This window comes from Massilia sp. UMI-21 (assembly GCA_015277795.1).
Taxonomy (GTDB): domain Bacteria; phylum Pseudomonadota; class Gammaproteobacteria; order Burkholderiales; family Burkholderiaceae_D; genus Telluria.
The window spans coordinates 1-19,049 of the sequence record CP063848.1 but is presented as its reverse complement, the minus strand read 5'-3'; the positions used below and the strand labels follow the sequence as shown (position 1 = coordinate 19,049).

General features: G+C 62.9%; 16 protein-coding genes. 9 read left to right on the top strand and 7 right to left on the bottom strand.

All coding sequences use genetic code 11. The annotated features are described in order from the left end of the window. Nucleotides 1–206: 206 nt before the first annotated feature. Nucleotides 207–995 (bottom strand): class D beta-lactamase, encoded by a 789-nt coding sequence (gene blaOXA, locus IM543_00080; GenBank protein ID QOY94371.1) that lies wholly within the window; start codon nucleotides 993–995, stop codon nucleotides 207–209. A 334-nt stretch (nucleotides 996–1,329) separates the two neighbouring features. On the opposite strand from blaOXA, the gene infA reads away from it, so the two are divergent. The 4 genes from infA to IM543_00060 all read left to right on the top strand — a co-directional run bounded on the left by infA (nucleotide 1,330) and on the right by IM543_00060 (nucleotide 5,901). Next, a complete protein-coding gene (infA, locus tag IM543_00075; protein ID QOY94370.1) occupies nucleotides 1,330–1,593 on the top strand; it encodes a translation initiation factor IF-1 in 264 nt (87 codons plus the stop codon). Between the two features lie 89 nt (nucleotides 1,594–1,682). Beyond that, nucleotides 1,683–2,864 carry a fatty acid desaturase gene (locus IM543_00070; GenBank protein QOY94369.1) on the top strand — a complete coding sequence of 394 codons (1,182 nt, stop codon included), beginning with the start codon at nucleotides 1,683–1,685 and terminating at the stop codon, nucleotides 2,862–2,864. A gap of 185 nt (nucleotides 2,865–3,049) precedes the next feature. Next, a complete protein-coding gene (locus IM543_00065; GenBank protein ID QOY94368.1) occupies nucleotides 3,050–4,702 on the top strand; it encodes an ATP-binding domain-containing protein in 1,653 nt (550 codons plus the stop codon). A gap of 104 nt (nucleotides 4,703–4,806) precedes the next feature. Next, nucleotides 4,807–5,901: a hypothetical protein gene (locus IM543_00060; protein ID QOY94367.1), complete on the top strand. Its 1,095-nt coding sequence runs from the start codon at nucleotides 4,807–4,809 to the stop codon at nucleotides 5,899–5,901. A gap of 48 nt (nucleotides 5,902–5,949) precedes the next feature. On the opposite strand, the gene IM543_00055 is transcribed toward IM543_00060, so the two are convergent. Next, nucleotides 5,950–6,450 carry a hypothetical protein gene (locus tag IM543_00055; protein ID QOY94366.1) on the bottom strand — a complete coding sequence of 167 codons (501 nt, stop codon included), beginning with the start codon at nucleotides 6,448–6,450 and terminating at the stop codon, nucleotides 5,950–5,952. 336 nt (nucleotides 6,451–6,786) lie between these two features. On the opposite strand from IM543_00055, the gene IM543_00050 reads away from it, so the two are divergent. The 3 genes from IM543_00050 to IM543_00040 all read left to right on the top strand — a co-directional run bounded on the left by IM543_00050 (nucleotide 6,787) and on the right by IM543_00040 (nucleotide 8,404). After that, nucleotides 6,787–7,278 (top strand): type VI secretion system tube protein Hcp, encoded by a 492-nt coding sequence (locus IM543_00050; protein QOY94365.1) that lies wholly within the window; start codon nucleotides 6,787–6,789, stop codon nucleotides 7,276–7,278. Between the two features lie 170 nt (nucleotides 7,279–7,448). Further along, complete coding sequence (locus IM543_00045) at nucleotides 7,449–8,078, top strand: peptidoglycan-binding domain-containing protein (GenBank protein QOY94364.1); 630 nt, start codon at nucleotides 7,449–7,451, stop codon at nucleotides 8,076–8,078. 2 nt (nucleotides 8,079–8,080) lie between these two features. Further along, complete coding sequence (locus tag IM543_00040; GenBank protein QOY94363.1) at nucleotides 8,081–8,404, top strand: hypothetical protein; 324 nt, start codon at nucleotides 8,081–8,083, stop codon at nucleotides 8,402–8,404. Nucleotides 8,405–8,523: 119 nt separating this feature from the next. On the opposite strand, the gene IM543_00035 is transcribed toward IM543_00040, so the two are convergent. Then, nucleotides 8,524–9,774, bottom strand: coding sequence for an IS256 family transposase (locus IM543_00035; protein ID QOY94362.1), 1,251 nt, complete (start codon nucleotides 9,772–9,774; stop codon nucleotides 8,524–8,526). A gap of 335 nt (nucleotides 9,775–10,109) precedes the next feature. Between IM543_00035 and IM543_00030 the strand changes: the two genes are divergently transcribed. Continuing rightward, nucleotides 10,110–11,294 carry a PHA-depolymerase-like protein gene (locus tag IM543_00030; protein QOY96444.1) on the top strand — a complete coding sequence of 395 codons (1,185 nt, stop codon included), beginning with the start codon at nucleotides 10,110–10,112 and terminating at the stop codon, nucleotides 11,292–11,294. Between the two features lie 81 nt (nucleotides 11,295–11,375). Here IM543_00030 and IM543_00025 read toward each other — a convergent pair whose 3' ends face one another. Continuing rightward, the gene (locus tag IM543_00025; protein ID QOY94361.1) at nucleotides 11,376–12,137 is read right to left on the bottom strand and encodes an HNH endonuclease; all 762 of its coding nucleotides are present in this window, start codon (nucleotides 12,135–12,137) and stop codon (nucleotides 11,376–11,378) included. A 133-nt stretch (nucleotides 12,138–12,270) separates the two neighbouring features. On the opposite strand from IM543_00025, the gene IM543_00020 reads away from it, so the two are divergent. Continuing rightward, nucleotides 12,271–13,557 carry an MFS transporter gene (locus IM543_00020; GenBank protein ID QOY94360.1) on the top strand — a complete coding sequence of 429 codons (1,287 nt, stop codon included), beginning with the start codon at nucleotides 12,271–12,273 and terminating at the stop codon, nucleotides 13,555–13,557. Between the two features lie 75 nt (nucleotides 13,558–13,632). Here the strand turns inward: IM543_00020 and gyrB are convergent, their stop codons facing one another. The 3 genes from gyrB to dnaA form a co-directional block, all read right to left on the bottom strand. After that, a complete protein-coding gene (gene gyrB, locus IM543_00015) occupies nucleotides 13,633–16,134 on the bottom strand; it encodes a DNA topoisomerase (ATP-hydrolyzing) subunit B (protein ID QOY94359.1) in 2,502 nt (833 codons plus the stop codon). Nucleotides 16,135–16,330: 196 nt separating this feature from the next. After that, nucleotides 16,331–17,437: a DNA polymerase III subunit beta gene (locus tag IM543_00010; GenBank protein ID QOY94358.1), complete on the bottom strand. Its 1,107-nt coding sequence runs from the start codon at nucleotides 17,435–17,437 to the stop codon at nucleotides 16,331–16,333. 214 nt (nucleotides 17,438–17,651) lie between these two features. Next, nucleotides 17,652–19,049 carry a chromosomal replication initiator protein DnaA gene (dnaA, locus tag IM543_00005; GenBank protein ID QOY94357.1) on the bottom strand — a complete coding sequence of 466 codons (1,398 nt, stop codon included), beginning with the start codon at nucleotides 19,047–19,049 and terminating at the stop codon, nucleotides 17,652–17,654.

Sequence of the window (19,049 nt, the reverse complement as noted above, 5' to 3'; positions counted from 1 at the left end):
AACTTTCCTGAAACTTGCTGGCCGGCCGGGGTGCCGGGACCTAGGGCGTGGATTACGCGCGTAGTAGCAGGGCGGCCGGCGATAGCGCGCCGGCGGCAGGTAGGGAAGTCGACAGATGCGGGTGGAAAGACATGCGATCCACTCTAAAAGACGAGTGAACCGCCTGTCAAGAAAAAATTGTGCGGTGCAGAATACGTACGACCGTGTTAAAACCGCTCCAGCAAGGCCGGCAGCTCCTTGATGAACGCATCGCGCACGCGCAGTCCGGCCCGGCCGCCCGGCACACGCTGCGCATCTTGTTCCAGCCGCGCGAACACGATCGTGCGCTTGCCCCTGCTGACCCAGCCCACCAGCCAGCCATGCGGCAGCGCGCCCGGCTCCGCACCGCTGCCGGTCTTGGCGTACAGGTCCCAGCCGTTGCGCAGGCGCGGGTAGCGCATGAGGGCCGTGGTCATGTCGACCGCCTTGCCCGAGACCGGCAGCGTGCGGCTGACCAGCTTGCGCAGAAACACGGCTTGCTCGTCGGGCGAGATCTTCAGCGAACTGCCCAGCCAGGCCTCGGTCAGCCCGTCGCGCTTGCCCGGATTGCCGGAGGCGTCGCGGTTGCCGTACTCGAAGCGGTCGAGGTAGGACTGGAAACGCTGCGCGCCCAGGCGCGTGGTGACCTGTTGCGAATACCACACCACCGAATACTTCATCCACGCGGACGGATTGGTGGCGCTGCGCCATTCCGGCAGCCAGTCGACGTAGCCCTGGCGGAAGGGCAGCAGCGGCGTGTCTTCGTCGACCAGCACGCCGCTGTCGAAGCCCATCAGGCTGATCGGCACCTTGAAGGTCGAGGCGGGCGTCACGCGCTGCTCGCACTGACCCTCGCGCACCAGCGTCTTGCCGGTATCGGCATCGACCAGCAGGGTGCAGCGAATCGCGTCCTGGGCCGTGGCCGGCAAGGCGGCGCCGGCCAGCAGGAGCGGCATCATCAGGGATATCGACTTCATCAGGCCTCCGTCAAAGCACGCAGTATAGCAATAGGGCAATAATCGAGAATGTGGCCCATTTCTGCACCGCAGCACCATCACTGGTATACTGGAGGCCTGTCGTCGAAGCAGCGCTTCCGACTTTCCTTCGGCTCCGCCAGTGCAACGATGCGCGGCGGCGCCGCCCAAGCCTCCGCACCCCGCCCTCGCACCTCGCAGGCTGCGCGCTTTCTGTTCTCTCTCTGGTCACGGTCAGGCCAGCACACCAACACCGCCCCGCGTCACCGGATGGTGCGACCGACGTTTCATCGACCCGCGCGCCGCGCGGGTCGTCCAACAGCATAAGGAGAATGACATGGCCAAAGAAGAACTGATCGAAATGAACGGACTGGTGTCCGAAATCCTGCCCGAAATGCGTTTCCGCGTTGAGCTCGACAATGGTCACAAGCTCATCGCCTATACCTCGGGCCGCATGAAGAAGAACCACATCCGCATCCTGGCGGGCGACCGCGTCACCCTGGAAATGTCGCCGTACGACCTGAACAAGGCACGCATCACCTTCCGCCACATCGAAAACCGGGGACCTTCGGGCCCGCGTCCGGCGCCACGCCGCCGCTGATCCCGATGTAGCCTGTCGTACGCAGGCGTGCGCTTCCCGCGAGGGAAGCGCGCATACTCGAGCCTCGCAGCCGATCACGGGAGCATGCGATGGACGAGTTCTTACGTTTCCTGGCCGATGGCCTGGCCGGCGCCTCCGCGCTTGGCATCCTCGCCTACACCTTGCTGGCGACGCACGTCACCATCGTTGCCGTCACCGTCTACCTGCACCGCCACCAGGCGCACCGCGCGCTGTCGCTGCATCCTTTCCTTGCGCATTTCTTCCGCTTCTGGCTGTGGCTGACCACCGGCATGGTCACGCGCGAATGGGTGGCCATCCACCGGCGTCATCACGCCCACTGCGAGCGCGCGGGCGACCCGCACAGCCCGCGCCAGGTGGGCCTGCGCACGGTGTTGCTGCGCGGCGCCGAACTCTACCGTACCGCCAGCCATGACCGCGAGGCAATCCACCGCTATGCGGCCGGTTGCCCGGACGACTGGATCGAGCACCGCCTGTACAGCCGCTTCACCTGGCAGGGCGTGGGCCTGCTGCTGGTGGTCGACGTGCTGCTGTTCGGCATCATCGGACTGTCGGTCTGGGGTATCCAGATGCTGTGGATCCCGGTGCTGGCCGCCGGCGTCATCAACGGTGCGGGGCACGCCATCGGCTACCGCAACTTCGATTGCCTTGATGCCGCAACCAACATCCTGCCCTTCGGCGTGCTGATCGGCGGCGAAGAGTTGCACAACAACCACCATACCTTTGCCACCTCGGCCAAGCTGTCGGTGAAATGGTACGAATTCGACATCGGCTGGATGTACATCCGCGTACTGGAATGGCTGGGGCTGGCGAAGGCGCGGCCCCTGCCGGCGCCGCCCGGCATCCGCTACCGCCACGCCAGGGTCGATGCCGCCACCCTGCGCGCCGTGCTGGCCAACCGGGCGCGGGTGATGGCGGCGCTCAATGCACGGCTCCGGCCGGTGTGGCGGCGCGAGCTGCGCGGCATGGCGCTTGGCGCCGGCCTCGACCGCAAATCGGCCCTGCGCCTGCTGAGCCGCGACCCGGGCTACCTGGACCGCGACGAGCGGGGCCGGCTGGGCCGCCTGCTGGCCGCCAGCGACTCCCTGCGCCGGGTGCAGGCCCTGCGCGAGCAGCTCGCCCAGCTGTGGCAGCGCTCGCTGGCCAGCGAGGAACAGCTGATGGAAGCGCTGAGCGCCTGGTGCGCCAGGGCGGCGGCCGACAGCTGCGCGCAGGTGCGCTCGTTCGCCGCCGAACTGCGCGGGTATGCGTAGGGTGGAACGAGTTTCTCGCCCACGCGGTGATAGTTTGCGCCAAGATCATCCGGCGCGATATCGGCGCCGGTAACAATCACCGCGTGGGCGGAATCCGCCCACCCTACGAAATTCAACAGTGCTGGCAACAGGCGTGATCGGCCTTACAATGTTTTCATCCATAAAACAGGTGAGCCCGACGATCCATGGCCCATATCCATCCTGCCGGCTGGCGCGAGATGTCCGTCACCGGTTCCGCCGCGCGTGAAATCGAAACCCTGACGTTGCTCGAGAAGCGCCTGTCCGATACGCCCTACGAGATCTACCACGGCGTGCACTGGACCAACGTCGAGCATGGCTTCTCGGCCTACGGCGACATCGACTTCATCATCGTGGCGCCCAACGGCAGGCTGCTGCTCATCGAGCAGATCGCCGGCTTCCTGAACGAAAGCACGGACGGCCTGGTCAAGAACTACCAGGGCAAGCCGCGCAGGATCCGCCACCAGATCCTGCACACCATCGAAGGCTTCGCCAAGCGCTACCAGGGCGAGCTGTCGATCGACTACCTGCTGTACTGCCCCGACTACATCGTGAAGGACCCGCAGCAGGCCGGCATCGATCCCAGCCACATCATCGACGCCAGCACCAAGGGCCGGCTGGGCGCCACGATCCGCGAGATTTTGCCGCTCACGCCGCGCACCGAGGAGTTCGACCGGGTCACGCGCTTTCTCGGCGACACCCTGAGCCTGCGTCCGGACCCGAGCTCGATGATCGGCTGCGCCACGCAAATGGTGACGCGCCTGTCCGGCGGCCTGGCCACCTGGGCGCGCCGGCTCGAATTCTCTCCCTACCGCCTGCGCGTCATGGGCACCGCCGGCAGCGGCAAGACCCAGCTGGCGCTGGCCGAATACACGGCCGCGCTGGACGCCGGCCTGCGCCCGCTCTACGTCTGCTTCAACCGCCCGCTGGCCGACCATATCGGGCGCCTGGTGCCCGCCGGCGGGCGCGTGGCCAACTTCCACGAACTGTGCGACGCCTGGCTGCGCGCCCAGGGCAAGACGCCCGACTACGCCTCGCCCGCCGTCTGGGCCGAGATCGAGTCTTCGCTGGCCTCGGCCGACCTGCCCGAGACCTGGCAGTACGACGTGCTCATCGTCGACGAGGGCCAGGATTTCTCGGTGACCTGGCGCGACATCGTGCTGCGCATGCTCAAGCAAGGCGGACGCGCCATCTGGATGGAAGATCCGGACCAGAACCTGTACGGCAAGGACATGGTGCCGCTGCCCGGCTGGGTGGTGCTGCACTCGAACACCAACTACCGCAGCCCGCGCGAAGTGGTGCAGATGCTGGGTTCGATCGGCGCCGTCAGCCAGCCGGTGGAAGCGGGCAGCCCGTTCAAGGGCGCCGACATCGAGGAGCTCACCTACCCCGAAGGCGACGTCGAGGCCATGCTGGCGCAGACCCGGCGCGCCGTCACGACCTGTCTGGCGGCTGGCTTCGGGCGCCAGGACATCGCGATCTGCTCCTTCCGCGGGCGCGAAAAATCCGCCATCCTCAAGCTGGATAAACTGAGCGACGCCCACACGCTGCGTTCCTTCACCGGCGCCTACGACCTGTTCGGCAACCCGGTGTTCCGCGAGGGCGGGCTGCTGGCCGAATCGGTGTACCGCTTCAAGGGCCAGTCGGCGCCGGCGCTGATCTTCACCGAGATCGACTTCGAAGAGATGGATGAACTCACCCTGCGCAAGCTGTTCGTCGGCATGACGCGCGCGCGCCTGAAGCTGGTGCTGGTGATGAGCGAGCGGGCATCGGTGCAGTTTCTCGACCGGATGAGCGGGGGCGGCGAGCTCAAACTGTGAGCAATTCGCACCCGGGCTTGATCTTATTCCGGCGGCATGGAAATCGGCCGGCCCGGGGCTTGGCCCCGTGCTAGCATTTCAGGGATCGAATTCCGGAGAACACCATGAAGCGACCCGCCGTAGGAAACGCTGCGCGACTGCGCCTGAAGCTCCTGGGCGCGTCGGCCCTGATGGCGCTGCTGGCCGCCTGCGGCGACCATCCGCCGAAGGAGGACGATGACGAGGAACCGGCGCCGGTGCAGACCGCCATCAGCATCGTCGCGGGCAGCGCGACGGATGCCGGCAGCACCAATGCCACCGGCGCCGCCGCGCGCTTCAACGGGCCGCGCGGCATCGCCATCGACGCCGCCGGCAACCTGTACGTGGCCGACACCGGCAACGACAGCATCCGCAAGATTACGCCGGAGGGCGTCGTCACCACGCTGGCCGGCGCCCCGGGCTCGAGCCAGTACATCGACGGCGCCGGCGACCGCGCCCGCTTCGTCGAGCCCGGCGCGCTGGCGATCGGCAGCAACGGCACCCTGTTCGTCACCGACGAACTGCGCATCCGCAGCGTCGGCAGCAACGGGCAGGTCGGTACGTTCACGACCATCCCGGTGGGCAGCAACGTTACCAGCGGCAGCATGGCTGCGGTGATGCCCAAAGGGATCGCGGTCGACAGGCGCGACCACCTCTTGGTGACCAATGGCCTGAGCACGCGGCGCATCGTGTCGGGCACCACCAGCATGCTGGAAGGCCCGGAAGTGGCGCAAGACCTGTTCGGCACGCGTACCGCGGAAGCGCGCGGCGTGGCAACCGACAGCAACAACAACGTCTATGTGTTCGACCTGCAGCGCACGATCAGCAAGACCAACAATGCGATCATCGTCAACATGAACGTCCTGACGCGCCTGGCCGGCACGCCGAACACGCGCGGCGCGGCGAACGGCGCCGGGGCCGCGGCCAGCTTCGAAGAAGTCGTGGCGATGACGGTCGACCCGCAGGGCAACGTCTATGCGGCCGATGCGGTCAACAACCTGGTGCGCAAGATCACCCCCGACGGCGTGGTGACGACGGTGGCCGGCACCGCGCGCGCCAATACGCTGCAGGCCGGAGGCCTGCCGGGCAGCCTGGCGCCGATCCGGGGCATCACCAACGACGGCAAGGGCAACCTGTACCTGACTTCCGGCAACGCCGTGGTCAAGATCAAGCTGCCCTGAGCGAGCTTCGCCCAGCCAGGCGCCGCAGCGCCGACCGGGAGCCGGGCCTCAGTGGCCGATGGCCGCGGTGGCCACGCCCTGCGCCACGCTGTTCTTGCTGGTGGTGGTCGTGAGGGCGAACAGCGGCTTGCGCGGCGATTTATCCGTGCTCCATTCGTAGGCCACGGTGCTCTTGACGCCGTCCGGCCCCTTGTCCGAGGTATTGCGCTTGCGCTCGCTGCGGAAAGGCTCGGGCGCCTTGCCCACCACCTTTTCGAACATCGCCTGGGTGGTCGCGGCCGGCACCGTCTTGGCGTACAGCGCGCACAGGTTCTTGTCCGAGTGGACCACCAGGATGAACTGGCCGTGCTTGCTCGGCACCGACCAAGCGCTGCCCTTGGCGCCCTGCAGGAACATCGCCGCCGCCTCCGCAGGCAGCTGGGGCAGGGGCGCGAGCTGCTTGCGCAGGCCGTCGAAGTCGTGCAGGTACTTCAGGCAGTGCGAGGAATAGATGTCCATGAAGGCCGCAGCCTGCTGTTCAGGCGCGGCGAGTGCGATTGACGATAGCAAGGTTCCTCCGATGATGGTGGCGGCTTGTTGAAGAAGTCGCATGGATTCGTGCTCCGGCTGGTTGCTGGTAATGCTCACTATAGCAACTCAGCCCTGGGAAGCTGGGTTGCCTCAGGCAAACGTACGCGAGCCAGCTACCAAAGCTTCGAGCTGATGCGGCAAATTCGCGAATGCTCAGCAAGACGTCCCGGGCCTGACGGTCTTCATCCAATTCATGAATTGTGCGCTAATAAGACCGGCGTGACTAAGTCATTCCGACCTGCGCCTTGTTAATTTCCCTGCCCCTGTGCCGCTTCAGAATGGTCCGTCCGGTATCAATCACATGGAGAGCACAACATGGCAATTGACGCATACCTGCAAATCGAGGGAATCAAGGGCGAGTCGGCCGACAGCGGGCACCAAGGGTGGATCGAGCTGACCTCGGCGCATTGGGGCGTCGAGCAGGCTACGGTTAGGAGCAAGTCCACCGGTGGCGGGCACACGGCCGGCCACTGCGAGCACCGTACTATCTCCCTGACCAAGCTCGCCGACATGGCCTCGCCGCTCCTCATGCAACACTGCTCGATGGGCAAGACCATTCCCAAGGCCAAATTGGAATTTATGCGCGCAGATGGCGACGGCAAGCCGGTGAAGTACTACCAGGTCGAGCTGGAAAATGTGCTGGTGTCCCATATGGAACAGAACATGCGCGGTGGTGGGCTGATTGAGGATGATATCGGTCTCTGCTTTACGAAGGTGAAGTGGACCTACACCCACCAAGTCATCCGCGGTGGCACCAGCGGCAGTACTTCCGGCGGTTGGGATCTCGCGGCGAAAAAGTGCGCGTAGAGGGCATGGGCTTGCGGCGCACGAGTCAGGTCTTGGCCCAGGAACGTCTCCGGAGAGCTTGGTATCGTCGCAGCCATTGTCTGGATCAGCCTGTACTGCGGACCCAACGCGTGCAAAACCTCCATATAGGGCTCATATCTAATAGTTTGTTGTTATAACGTGGAGCCAGCATGACTAACAACCGAACAGTCGAGCAGGTGAATACGAGTAGGACAGAAGTAACATTGGAACCGAGTGGTCGTCACTGGGTTTCTCGATACGGTGGATCCGAAAACCTCCGTGATTTGCGCCCCCCGTTCCGTGACCGTGTCGAAGCCTTCGTCGAGGCGTTGCGCGCTGCTGGAGCGCGAGTCGCGATTAACGCGACTTACCGGCCCGGGAAGCGTGCCTATCTGATGCATTGGTCTTGGAAGATCGCCAACCGTGTTGTTAGCGCTGAAAATGTCCCTGCCATGGATGGGGTACCGATATCGTGGAAACACTACGATAGGGACGAAAAGTATGCGGATGCGCCATCCATTGCAGCAGCGCGTGAGATGGTGCGTGCATTCAGGATGGAGCGGCTTGGTGTGGCGCCATCACTCAATTCGCGCCACGTGCACGCATCCGGAATCGATATGACGATCAGTTGGGCCAGGGCACTGACGCTGCCTGACGCCTACGGAAATGTTGTCGAGATATCGACTTTCCCGCGTACAGGTATGAACCCTCAGCTACATGTCGTGGGCGCAAGCTATGGCGTTATCAAATACAACCGCCGCGGTCGCGATGATCCTCATTGGTCAGATACGGGAGCATAAATATGCGTCTAGTGATTAAAGCTGTGCTGTGCGTACTTTACTTTGGCCTCGGTCCAGCAATCGCTGTGGAAGCACGTCTTCCTTCCGATGTTGCCAAGTTCGTGGATCAGCGAGAGGGCTGCGACCACTTCCGCGGCGAGTTCCCCGACCCGCCCGATGAGAAGCGCATGCGGGAAATCGAGCGCGAAATTCGCAAACTCTGCACCGGCACCGACAAGAAACTCCAGCAGTTGAAGCGCAAGTACGCCAAGAACCGGACGGTCATGGAACGCTTAAACGAGTTTGAGGAGAATATCGAGGCGCCTTCACGAAATGGCAGATCGTAGTACGGGCCCGGAAATAAAAGCGGCCTCATGAAGAGGCCGTTTCATTTTGAGACATGGATAGATTGAGCCCAGTCTCGAGGACCTGTCAGAAATTCTGTGTGCGGGGCCAGAATTCGTAGTTAGGTAATGGCGTTTGTGAAGCGTTCGCCGAACATGATGGCGAACTGGTTGGCAGCCTGCTTCCAGGTACGCTGCGGCATCTTCCAGTCTTTCTCGATATTGCGCAAGGCCAGGAAGAGTAATTTGGTCGCCGCTTCGTCGCTGGGGAAGTGGCCACGGTTCTTGACGATCTTCCGAAGGCGCATATGCAAGCTCTCGATGGCGTTGGTCGTGTAGATAATTGTGCGCACTTCCGGCGGATAGGCGAAGAAAGGAATCACCTGCTGCCATTGGCGCCGCCACATCGCTGCCACAGTCGGGAATTTGGTGCCCCAGGGCCCGGCCGCAAACGCGTCCAGCGCCGCTTCGTCCAGGTCGGCGTTGGCGGCCTGGTAGACGGGTTTCAAGGCCGCTGCCAGCTCCTTGCGGTCCTTCCAAGCCGCCAGGGTTGTCGAATTGCGGATCAGGTGCACGATGCAGGTCTGGATCTGCGCCTGGGGATACACCGCTTCGATGGCTTCGGGGAAGCCGCGCAGGCCGTCGACGACAGCGATCAGGACATCGTCCAGTCCGCGGTTCTTCAGTTCATTGAAGACCTTAAGCCAGAACTTGGCGCCTTCGGTTTGCTCGATCCACAGGCCCAACACTTCCTTGCGGCCATCGGCGCGAATGCCCAAAGCCAGATAAACAGCCTTGTTCTTGACCGTGCCTTCGTCCCGTATTTTCAGGCGCAGCGCATCGAAATAGACGATCGGGTACATCGCTTCGAGCGGGCGCTGCTGCCATTGCGAGACCTCTTCCAGCACCTCGTCGGTGATGGTCGAGATCAGGTCGGGCGATACCTCGGTACCGTACAACTCCAGCAAATGCCCCTGGATTTCGCGCACGCTCATTCCGCGTGCGTACATGCTGATGACGTGATCGTCAAAGCCCGCCATGCGACGCTGGTGTTTGGCGACCAGCTTGGGCTCGAAGCTCGACAGGCGATCGCGTGGGATGTCCAAATTAAGCTCGCCGCTGGGTGTGAGCACCTTCTTCGGACTGCTGCCGTTGCGGTGATTCTTGCTGCCTTCGCCCTCGTTGGCCAGATGATGGTTCAGCTCGGCCGACAGCATGCGCTCGGCCAGCATCTTCTTGAGCTGCCCGGCCAAGCCGGATTCGCCGAGAATCGACTCGGCGTCCTTGTTCTCAACCTGGGCAAGCAACTGGTCGATCAGCTCGACGGGGAACGGGTATGCGGCTTTCTGCTTCTTGGGCTTTTTGGTGGTCATTACGTCGGTCATGGAACAGTCCTTTCGGCATTATTTCATGACCCCGTTTCACACAGAAAATCTGACAGGCTCAGTCTCGAAGTTTTCTGCGTGTCCGACGCTTGCCACATCATTAGGTGACCGCCCAACGAGGATCCCTCACGGATACTCCCGGTGAATTGATGCACACCGTCTGTGCATTCATGCGCCTGATGTTCGCTTGACTATGTCCTTACCTCAACTATTCTGAACCAGCCAGGCGCGAGCATGGCTGGATCGTCGCACGACGACGACTCCACATAACGACGACAACATCGGAGACGGAATTGAACTACACCACTCGCACATCGACGGGGCTGGCAACGCTCGTCCTCAGCCTGCTCGCCACCAGCGCCCATGGCGCGGTCATCGCCCTGCCCAAGTACAACGTCAGCGTCAACGAGGTGTCGGTCTCCGGCTTCTCGTCCGGCGCCCACATGGCGGCGCAGATGCATTTCGCGTATTCGAAGACGGTGAAGAAGGGCGCCGGCATCATTGCCGGCGGGCCGGTCTACTGCTCGCAGGGCAATGCCTTGATCGCGACCGGTCCGTGCATGGCCAACACCGCATCGCGCAACCTGCCTTACCTGATCTCGGTGGTGAACACCTGGTCGGGCAACGGCTACATCGACCCGACCGGCAACATGGCGGCATCCAAGGTATACCTGATGTCGGGCACCATCGACTCCACCGTGCGCCAGCCGGTGATGAACGACCTGCGCACCATGTACGGCAACTACGTCCCGTCCGCGAACATCGTCTACAAGAACAACCTGACGGCCGAGCACTCGATCCCGACCGATTTCTTCGGCAGCGGCTGCGCCATCAACGGTTCGCCCTACGTCAACAACTGCAACTTCGACACCGCAGGCGAGATCCTCAAGTGGATCTACGGGCCGCTGAACGCGAAGAACGCCGGCACCTTGAGCGGCAGCTTCATCAACTTCGACCAGGCGGCCTTCTGGGGCAACCGCAACCCGAACACGCACGGTATGGCGAGCAGCGGCTACGCCTACGTGCCTGCCGCCTGCGCCGCCGGGCAGTCCTGCCGCCTGCACGTGGCCTTCCACGGCTGCATGCAGAACGTCGCCAGTGTCGGCACGGCCTTCTACCAGAACGCCGGCTACAACCGCTGGGCGGACACCAACAACATCGTCGTGCTGTATCCGCAGGCGATGGCCAAGGCGAACAACCCGGGCGGATGCTGGGACTGGTGGGGGCACGACGACGTGAACTTCCCGGCCAAGAGCGGCGGGCAGATGGTGGCGATCAAGACCATGATCGACAAGATCGTCAGCGGCAATGCGGCGGCGCCGTATACGTGCAGCTCCTGGTTTGCCAGCAACTACGCGCACGTGTCGGCGGGGCGTGCCTACCTGGGCTCGGACGGGCAGGTGTATGCGGTGAACTCGAACCAGTACCTGGGCTATTACATGACGACGGCGTACACGGATGTGCGGAGGACGTCGGCGGGGTATTACGCTTACGGGACATGTTCATAAAAACCTAGCGGATGATCGAAAGCCCCGGCCTGCCTCGGGCTTTTCGATCAGGATCCACAGAAAATCGTCGGACAACAGGTTTCAGCCGAAAATCGCTTGCTCGACCGGTTCCGGTACTTCGACAGCAAGGCGCGGCACCTGTTGATACAAGGCCAGCTTGAACTCGTCGCGGTCTTTCGCATAGTGGCAGCGACGGTGACAATTTGGACAAAGCGCTACCGCGTTTGTCGTCTGGTCCGAGCCATGGCTGGACAGGGGCATGACATGGTGGACTTCCAGGTAGGGCAGCCCATCCATGCCAATGAACGGTGCGGGGACGCCGCAGCCTTCGCAGCAGCCGTTTGCCGCCTGCAGCACCCATGCTTTCACGGCCGGATCGCGCACGTAGCTTGTCGTCGTTACCGTCGCCGTGCGGGGCAACTGCGCCCCCTTGGGCACGGCGCCAAGATGCCGTTGGCGTAGGTCGGCGACCCGCTTTGACAGCGTATCGGCATCAGGCGTCGGGACATACGCCTCCAGCGACTCGATACCTTCCGCGCTTAACAGGGAGATCATCTTCTCTTTGACTGCCGAGCCGATGTTGCGTGCGGGGAGATAGCCGGCAATGTACGGCATCTTGAGTTCATACAAAGCAGCCGAGATATTCTGCATTCGAAACTCGATCGACGCTTTTGTCCTACCGGCGAGTGGGCCGGCACGGAGTGTTCGATTGACCGCAGCCTTGTTATAGCTCACACCGTTCAGCTCCGCGTACAGCATTTGCAGATACGCCTTGATCGTGGCGGCGAGCTCTGCGTCGCTCCAGGCCTTGGCATCGGTGGCGGTGATGGTGAAGTCGGACATGGGTTGGTCGGCGCTCGTTGCCGGCCAGTCTAGCTGTTGTTCAATATCTCATCAATAACAATATGTCCTGCATAAATGGGTAGGGCAGAGAATATCTTTCCCCGCATTAACACTGATTTGATACGATCTCGACATGATCGATATCCCTGGCAGTCAAGCCGCACCTCCGCGCATCCGTCGCCGTCAAACGCTGGCACTCGTCCTGCTGGTCGTCACGGGCGTCATCAACTACCTCGACCGCGCCACGCTCGCCGTCGCCAACGAATTCATCCGGGTCGACCTCGATCTCTCGCTCGGCCAGATGGGCCTGCTGCTGTCGGCCTTTTCCTGGAGCTATGCCTTGTGCCAGCTCCCGGTCGGCGCGCTGGTCGACAAGATCGGCCCGCGCTGGCTGCTCGGCGCTGGCCTGGTGGTGTGGTCGCTGGCGCAGGCTGCGGGCGGATTGGTCTCGACCTTCGGCTGGTTCGTGCTCGCACGTATCGTGCTCGGGATCGGCGAGGCGCCGCAGTTTCCATCGGCGGCGCGGGTCGTCAGCAACTGGTTCCCGCTGCGCGCACGCGGCACACCGACCGGGATCTATAACTCGGCCTCCCCGCTGGGTTTTGCGCTCGCACCCTTATGCCTGTCACCCCTGATCGCCGCCACCAGCTGGCACTGGGCCTTTTTCGTCACGGGAGCGCTGGGCATTGTCGCGGCCGTCGTGTGGATCGCCTTGTATCGCGACCCGGTGCGCGAAGAGCTGTCGGAGGCCGAGCGTGCCTACCTGGACGAAGGCCAAAGCATCGAAGCCGCGCCAACGGCAGGTTTCGCGGCGTGGCGCGCACTGTTCCGCCACCGCGCCACCTGGGGCATGCTGCTTGGTTTCTTTGGCTCGGTGTACTTGAATTGGGTCTTCCTCACCTGGCTGCCGGGCTACCTGCGCACCGAGCGCCACATGGACGTGGCCTACGTCGGGGTGGCGGCCACGATTCCCTTCCTGTGCGGCTTCGCCGGCGCGCTGATCGCTGGCTGGGCGTCCGATCGGATTACCCGGCATGCGGCTTCCGCTGTGAAGGGGCGCCGCACGGCGGTGGTGCTGGCCATGCTGGGCATGGTGGCGTTCACGATTCCGGCTGCGCTGGTCGAGAGTAATACTGCGGCGATTGCCTGCATCTCGGTCGTGATCTTCCTCGCCAACGCGGCCTCGGCCTGTTCGTGGTCGCTGGCGACCGCGGTTGCGCCGCGCAGCCGGGTGGCGTCGCTTGGCGCGATCCAGAACTTCGGTGGCTTCATCGGTGGCGCATTGGCGCCGATTTTCACCGGCTATATCGCGCAGAGTTGGTCCTTCGTGCCGGCCTTGCTGACGGGCGCGGGCATTGCTTTTCTCGGTGCGATGTCGTACCAGTTCCTGGTGATCGGACCGATTCCCGAGCAGGATTGAGGGTGTCGCTTCGCAAGCGATAACAGAAATAAAAACGGCCTCATACGAGGCCGTTTGCTTGAAGAGGCAGGACGATCAGACGTCGATATTCCCCGCCTGCAGCGCATTCGACTCAATGAAGTTCCTCCGCGGCTCGACTTCATCGCCCATCAAGGTAGTAAAGATCTGGTCCGCTGCAATCGCATCCTCGATCTGCACCTTCAGCAGGCGGCGCACGGTCGGGTCCATCGTGGTTTCCCACAGCTGTTCCGGGTTCATCTCACCCAGACCCTTGTAGCGCTGCTTGGTCACGCCGCGTTCGGCTTCGTCGCGCAGCCACAGCATGGCTTCGTGGAAGCCGCGCACCGCGAACTCCTTCATTTTCTCGCCTTCGCCGCGGCGCATGATGGCGCCTTCGCCGATCAGGCCCTGGAAGGTGGCAGCGGCGTTGGCCAGCACGGCGTAGTCGTTGCTCTGCACGAAGTCGGCGTCGATCGAGGTCACGTTCACGTTACCGTGGCGCATGCGCTCGATGCGCAGCGCGTGCTTTTCGCTCAGTTCGTCCGAACGCACGACCACTTTCACGGCCGGGTCATTGATGGCCGCTTCCATTGCCTGGGCCGAGGCGGTGGCGTCTTCCAGCGTGGTCATCTGCAGGGTGACGCCGCCCATGATCGCGGTCAGCGCCGCGCGGTCGATCACGCGGGTCAGGCGCATCATGATGGCGTTGGCCAGGTTGTACTGGCGCACCAGCTCGGCCAGCGCTTCGCCGACGATTGGCTCGGCGCCTTCGCGCGGAATCAGGGAGGCGCCGTTCAGCGCCACCATCATCATGTAGCTCGCTTCTTCCAGGTCGTCCTTCAGGTAGCGCTCGTCGCGGCCGTGCTTTACCTTGTACAGCGGCGGCTGCGCAATGTAGATGTGGCCGCGCTCCACCAGCTCCGGCATCTGGCGGTAGAACAGGGTCAGCAGCAGGGTGCGGATGTGGGCGCCGTCGACGTCCGCGTCGGTCATGATGATGATGCGGTGGTAGCGCAGCTTGTCGACGTTGAATTCGTCCGGACCGATCGAGGTGCCCAGCGTCGCGATCAGGGTGGTGATCTGCTCCGACGACAGCATCTTTTCGAAGCGCGCCTTTTCCACGTTCAGCACCTTGCCGCGCAGCGGCAGGATGGCCTGGAACTTGCGGTCGCGGCCCTGCTTGGCGGAGCCGCCTGCCGAGTCACCCTCGACGATGTACAGCTCGGCCAGCGCCGGGTCGCGTTCCTGGCAGTCGGCCAGCTTCGACGACAGGCCCAGGCCGTCCATGATGCCCTTGCGGCGGGTCAGGTCGCGCGCCTTGCGCGCCGCTTCGCGCGCACGCGCCGCTTCCACGATCTTGCCGCAGATGATCTTGGCGTCGTTCGGCTTCTCCATCAGGAAGTCGGTCAGCGTCTTGGCGACGATTTCTTCCACCGGGCCGCGCACTTCCGACGACACCAGCTTGTCCTTGGTCTGCGACGAGAACTTCGGCTCCGGCACTTTGACGGACAGCACGCAAGTCAGGCCTTCGCGCATGTCGTCGCCCGAGATTTCCACCTTCGCCTTCTTGGCGAAGTCGTTCTCGTCGATGTACTTGTTGATCACGCGCGTCATCGCCGCGCGCAGGCCGGTCAGGTGGGTGCCGCCGTCGCGCTGCGGGATGTTGTTGGTGAAGCACAGCACCTGCTCGTTATAGGCGTCGTTCCACTGCATCGACACGTCCACCGAGATGTTGGTGCCCTGGTCCGACATACGGTCGCCGGTGGCCTGGAACACGGTCGGGTGCAACACACTCTTGGCCTTGTTGATGTACTCGACGAAGCCGCGGGTGCCGCCCTCAAAAGCGAACACTTCTTCCTTGCCGCTGCGGTGGTCGCTCAGCTTGATGTTGACGCCGTTGTTCAGGAACGAGAGTTCGCGGATACGCTTGCTCAGGATCTCGTAGTGGAACTCGACGGTGGTGAAGATTTCTTCGTCGGCCCAGAAATGCACTTCGGTGCCGCGCTTGTCGGTCTCGCCCAGCACTTTCATTGGCGAGACTTCGACGCCGTCGACCACTTCGATGAGGCGGTCCACCGGGACGCCGCGGCAGAATTCCAGCTGGTGTACCTTGCCTTTTTGGCGCACGGTCACGCGCAGCAGCTTCGACAGGGCGTTCACGCACGACACGCCCACGCCGTGCAGGCCGCCGGACACCTTGTACGAGTTCTGGTTGAACTTGCCGCCGGCGTGCAGTTCGGTCAGGGCGATCTCGGTTGCCGAGCGCTTCGGCTCGTGCTTGTCGTCCATCTTGACGCCGGTCGGGATGCCGCGGCCGTTGTCGGTGATCGAGATCGAGTTGTCGGAGTGGATCGTGACGTGGATCTCGGTGCAGTAGCCGGCCAGGGCTTCGTCGATCGAGTTGTCGAGCACCTCGAACACCAGGTGGTGCAGGCCGGTGCCGTCCGAGGTGTCGCCAATGTACATGCCCGGACGCTTGCGCACCGCTTCCAGGCCTTCCAGGATCTGGATCGAGGACGCGCCGTAATCGTCCGTTTTGGGGACGGGGGTCATTTCTGGTTGGGTATTCTCGGACATGGACTGCTTTCTATAAAACGGGTGATCCAGGTTGCCTGCCATAAGCCGCAACCTGGACCCGTCGTTCCGGCGCAGGCCGGAACCCAAGTTCCTGATGTTCACGCAAACTTGGATCCCGGCCGACGCCGGGATGACGGTGATAGCTAATCGGGCACTACAGTACTAACTCAGCTGGCGACGATCCCGGAGCCGCTGATCAGATACGCATCGGCATGACGACATACTTGAAGTCGCCATTGTCGGGAATCGAGATCAGGGCCGACGAATTCGAGTCGCCCAGCGCGATGTTCACCTGGTCGCACTTCAGGTTGTTCAGCACGTCGAGCAGGTAAGTGACATTGAAACCGATGTCGATGGTGTCGCCGCCGTAGTCGATCTCGAGTTCTTCCACGGCCTCTTCCTGGTCGGCGTTGGTCGAGCTGATCTTCATGATGCCCGGCTCGATGATGCAGCGCACGCCCTTGAACTTGTCGCTGGTCATGATCGCGGCGCGCTGCAGCGAACGCAGCAGCTCATCGCGGCCGATCGTGAACTCGTTCTTGTAGCCCTTCGGGATCACGCGGGTGTAGTCAGGGAACTTGCCCTCAACCAGCTTCGAGACCAGCTCGATGTCGGCGAAGGTCAGTTTTACCTGCGAGGCGGCGATGTCGAGGCGGACCTCTTCGTCGCTTTCTTCCAGCAGGCGCTGCAGTTCGATGATGGTCTTGCGCGGGATGATCACTTCCTGGCGCTCGAAGGACTGCTCGGTGGCCACCTGGCAGAAGGCCAGGCGGTGGCCGTCGGTGGCCACGGCGATGATGTTGTTGCCGTCCAGCACCAGCAGCAGGCCGTTCAGGTAGTAGCGGATGTCCTGCTGGGCCATGGCGAAGTGCACCATGTTGAACAGGTGCTTCAGCGTCTTTTGCGGCAGGGTCACCGAGGCGTTGTAGCTGTCGGCCACCGACACGGTGGGGAATTCTTCCGCGGCCAGGGTCTGCAGGGCGAAGCGCGACTTGCCGCTCTGGACGGCCAGGCGCTTGTTCTGCAGGGTCATGGTGACGTCGCCCGATTCCGGCAGCGCGCGCAGGATGTCCAGCAGCTTGCGCGCCGCCACCGTGGTGCCGGTCACGTCGTCGCCCGAACCGATGTTCGCGAGCGTGGTGATCTGGACTTCGGTGTCGGTCGAGAGGAACGAGACGCTTTCGCCGTCCTTGCGAATGAGGATATTGGCCAGAATCGGCATGGTGTGCCGACGCTCGACAATACCGCTCACGATCTGCAGTGGCCGGAGAAGCGTGTCTCGGGTGGTTTTGACCAGTTGCATAGATATCCTCAGTTAAGTATTAATTTATTTATTGCTATCGCTCTATTTTGCCAATTGCCGGAAGAGAACACAAACCTCTTCGAATATATGGGCGACAACCGCTTTTCGTAGGGTGGGCGGCATTGCCGCCCGCGCGTTCAGCTACATCATGCTCTGCCACATTGCGACCGAAGTTTGAACGCGTGGTCGGCAGAGCCGACCACCCTACGGGAAATCAGCCCTTCAGGGTCTGCTCCAGCACATGCAGCTCGTGGTTGCATTCCGCATTCTTCTGGCGGTCCTGGGCGATCTTGCGCACCGCGTGCAGCACGGTGGTGTGGTCGCGGCCGCCGAACAGCTCGCCGATCTCCGGCAGGCTCTTTTGCGTCAGCTCCTTGGCCAGGTACATCGCGATCTGGCGCGGGCGGGCGATGTTCGCCGGGCGCCGCTTGGAGTACATGTCCGCCACCTTGATGTTGAAGAAGTCCGCCACCGTCTTCTGGATGTTCTCCACCGAGATCTGGCGGTTCTGCACCGACAGCAGGTCCTTGAGGGCTTCCTTCACCACGTCGATGGTGATGTCCTTGCCGTGGAAGCGCGAGTAGGCCAGGATCTTGCGCAGCGCGCCTTCCAGCTCGCGCACGTTCGAGCGCAGGTGCTTGGCAACAAAAAACGCGACGTCGTCCGACAGGGTCACGTTTTCGGACTGCGCCTTCTTTAACAGGATCGCCACGCGCATTTCCAGCTCGGGCGGCTCGATCGCCACCGTCAGGCCGGAGTCGAAGCGCGAGATCAGGCGGTCGTCCATGCCGGTGATCTCTTTCGGATAGGTATCCGAGGTGATGATGATCTGCTTCTTGGCCGCGATCAGGGCCTCGAACGCATAGAAGAATTCTTCCTGCGTGCGGCTCTTGCCCCCGAAGAATTGGATATCGTCGATCAGCAGCATGTCGAGCGAGTGGTAGTAGTGCTTGAAGTCGTCGAAGCCCTTGCGCTGGTAAGCGGTGACGACGTCGCGCACGTACTGCTCGGCGTGGATGTAGCGGATGCGCGCATTCGGGTTGTCGGCCATGACCTGGTTGCCGATCGCATGGATCAGGTGGGTCTTACCGAGGCCGACGCCGCCGTAGAAGAACAGCGGGTTGTACGAGACGCCCGGGTTGTTGGCAACCTGGATCGCAGCGGCGCGCGCCAGCTGGTTGGCCTTACCGGTGACGAAGCTTTCGAAGGTCAGGTCCGTGTTGATGCGGCTCTGCTCGCGCTTGGGCGAGTTGGCGATGTTCACGTTGCCCTGGCTCGGCTGCTCCGGCTGGCGGGGTGCGTCGAAATTGGTCGCACCGCCGCCCGCAGTGCCGGTCGCGGCAGGGCCCGCCGGCTTCTTGGCCGGGTTGTTCTTCGGGTCGAGCACGAACTGCACCTCGACCGGCGCCTCCCAGTACTGGCAGGCGAGCTCGGTGATGCGCGTGGCGAACTGCGTCTTGACCCAGTCGAGCTTGAACCGGTTCGGCGCTGCAATGCGCAGCTTGCCGTCCTCGTAATCGAGCACGACGAGCGATTTGATCCACGCACTGTATTGCTGCGGCGTCAGCTCGAGTTCCAGCTGCGCGGAACAGGTCTGCCAAAAGTTTTCCAT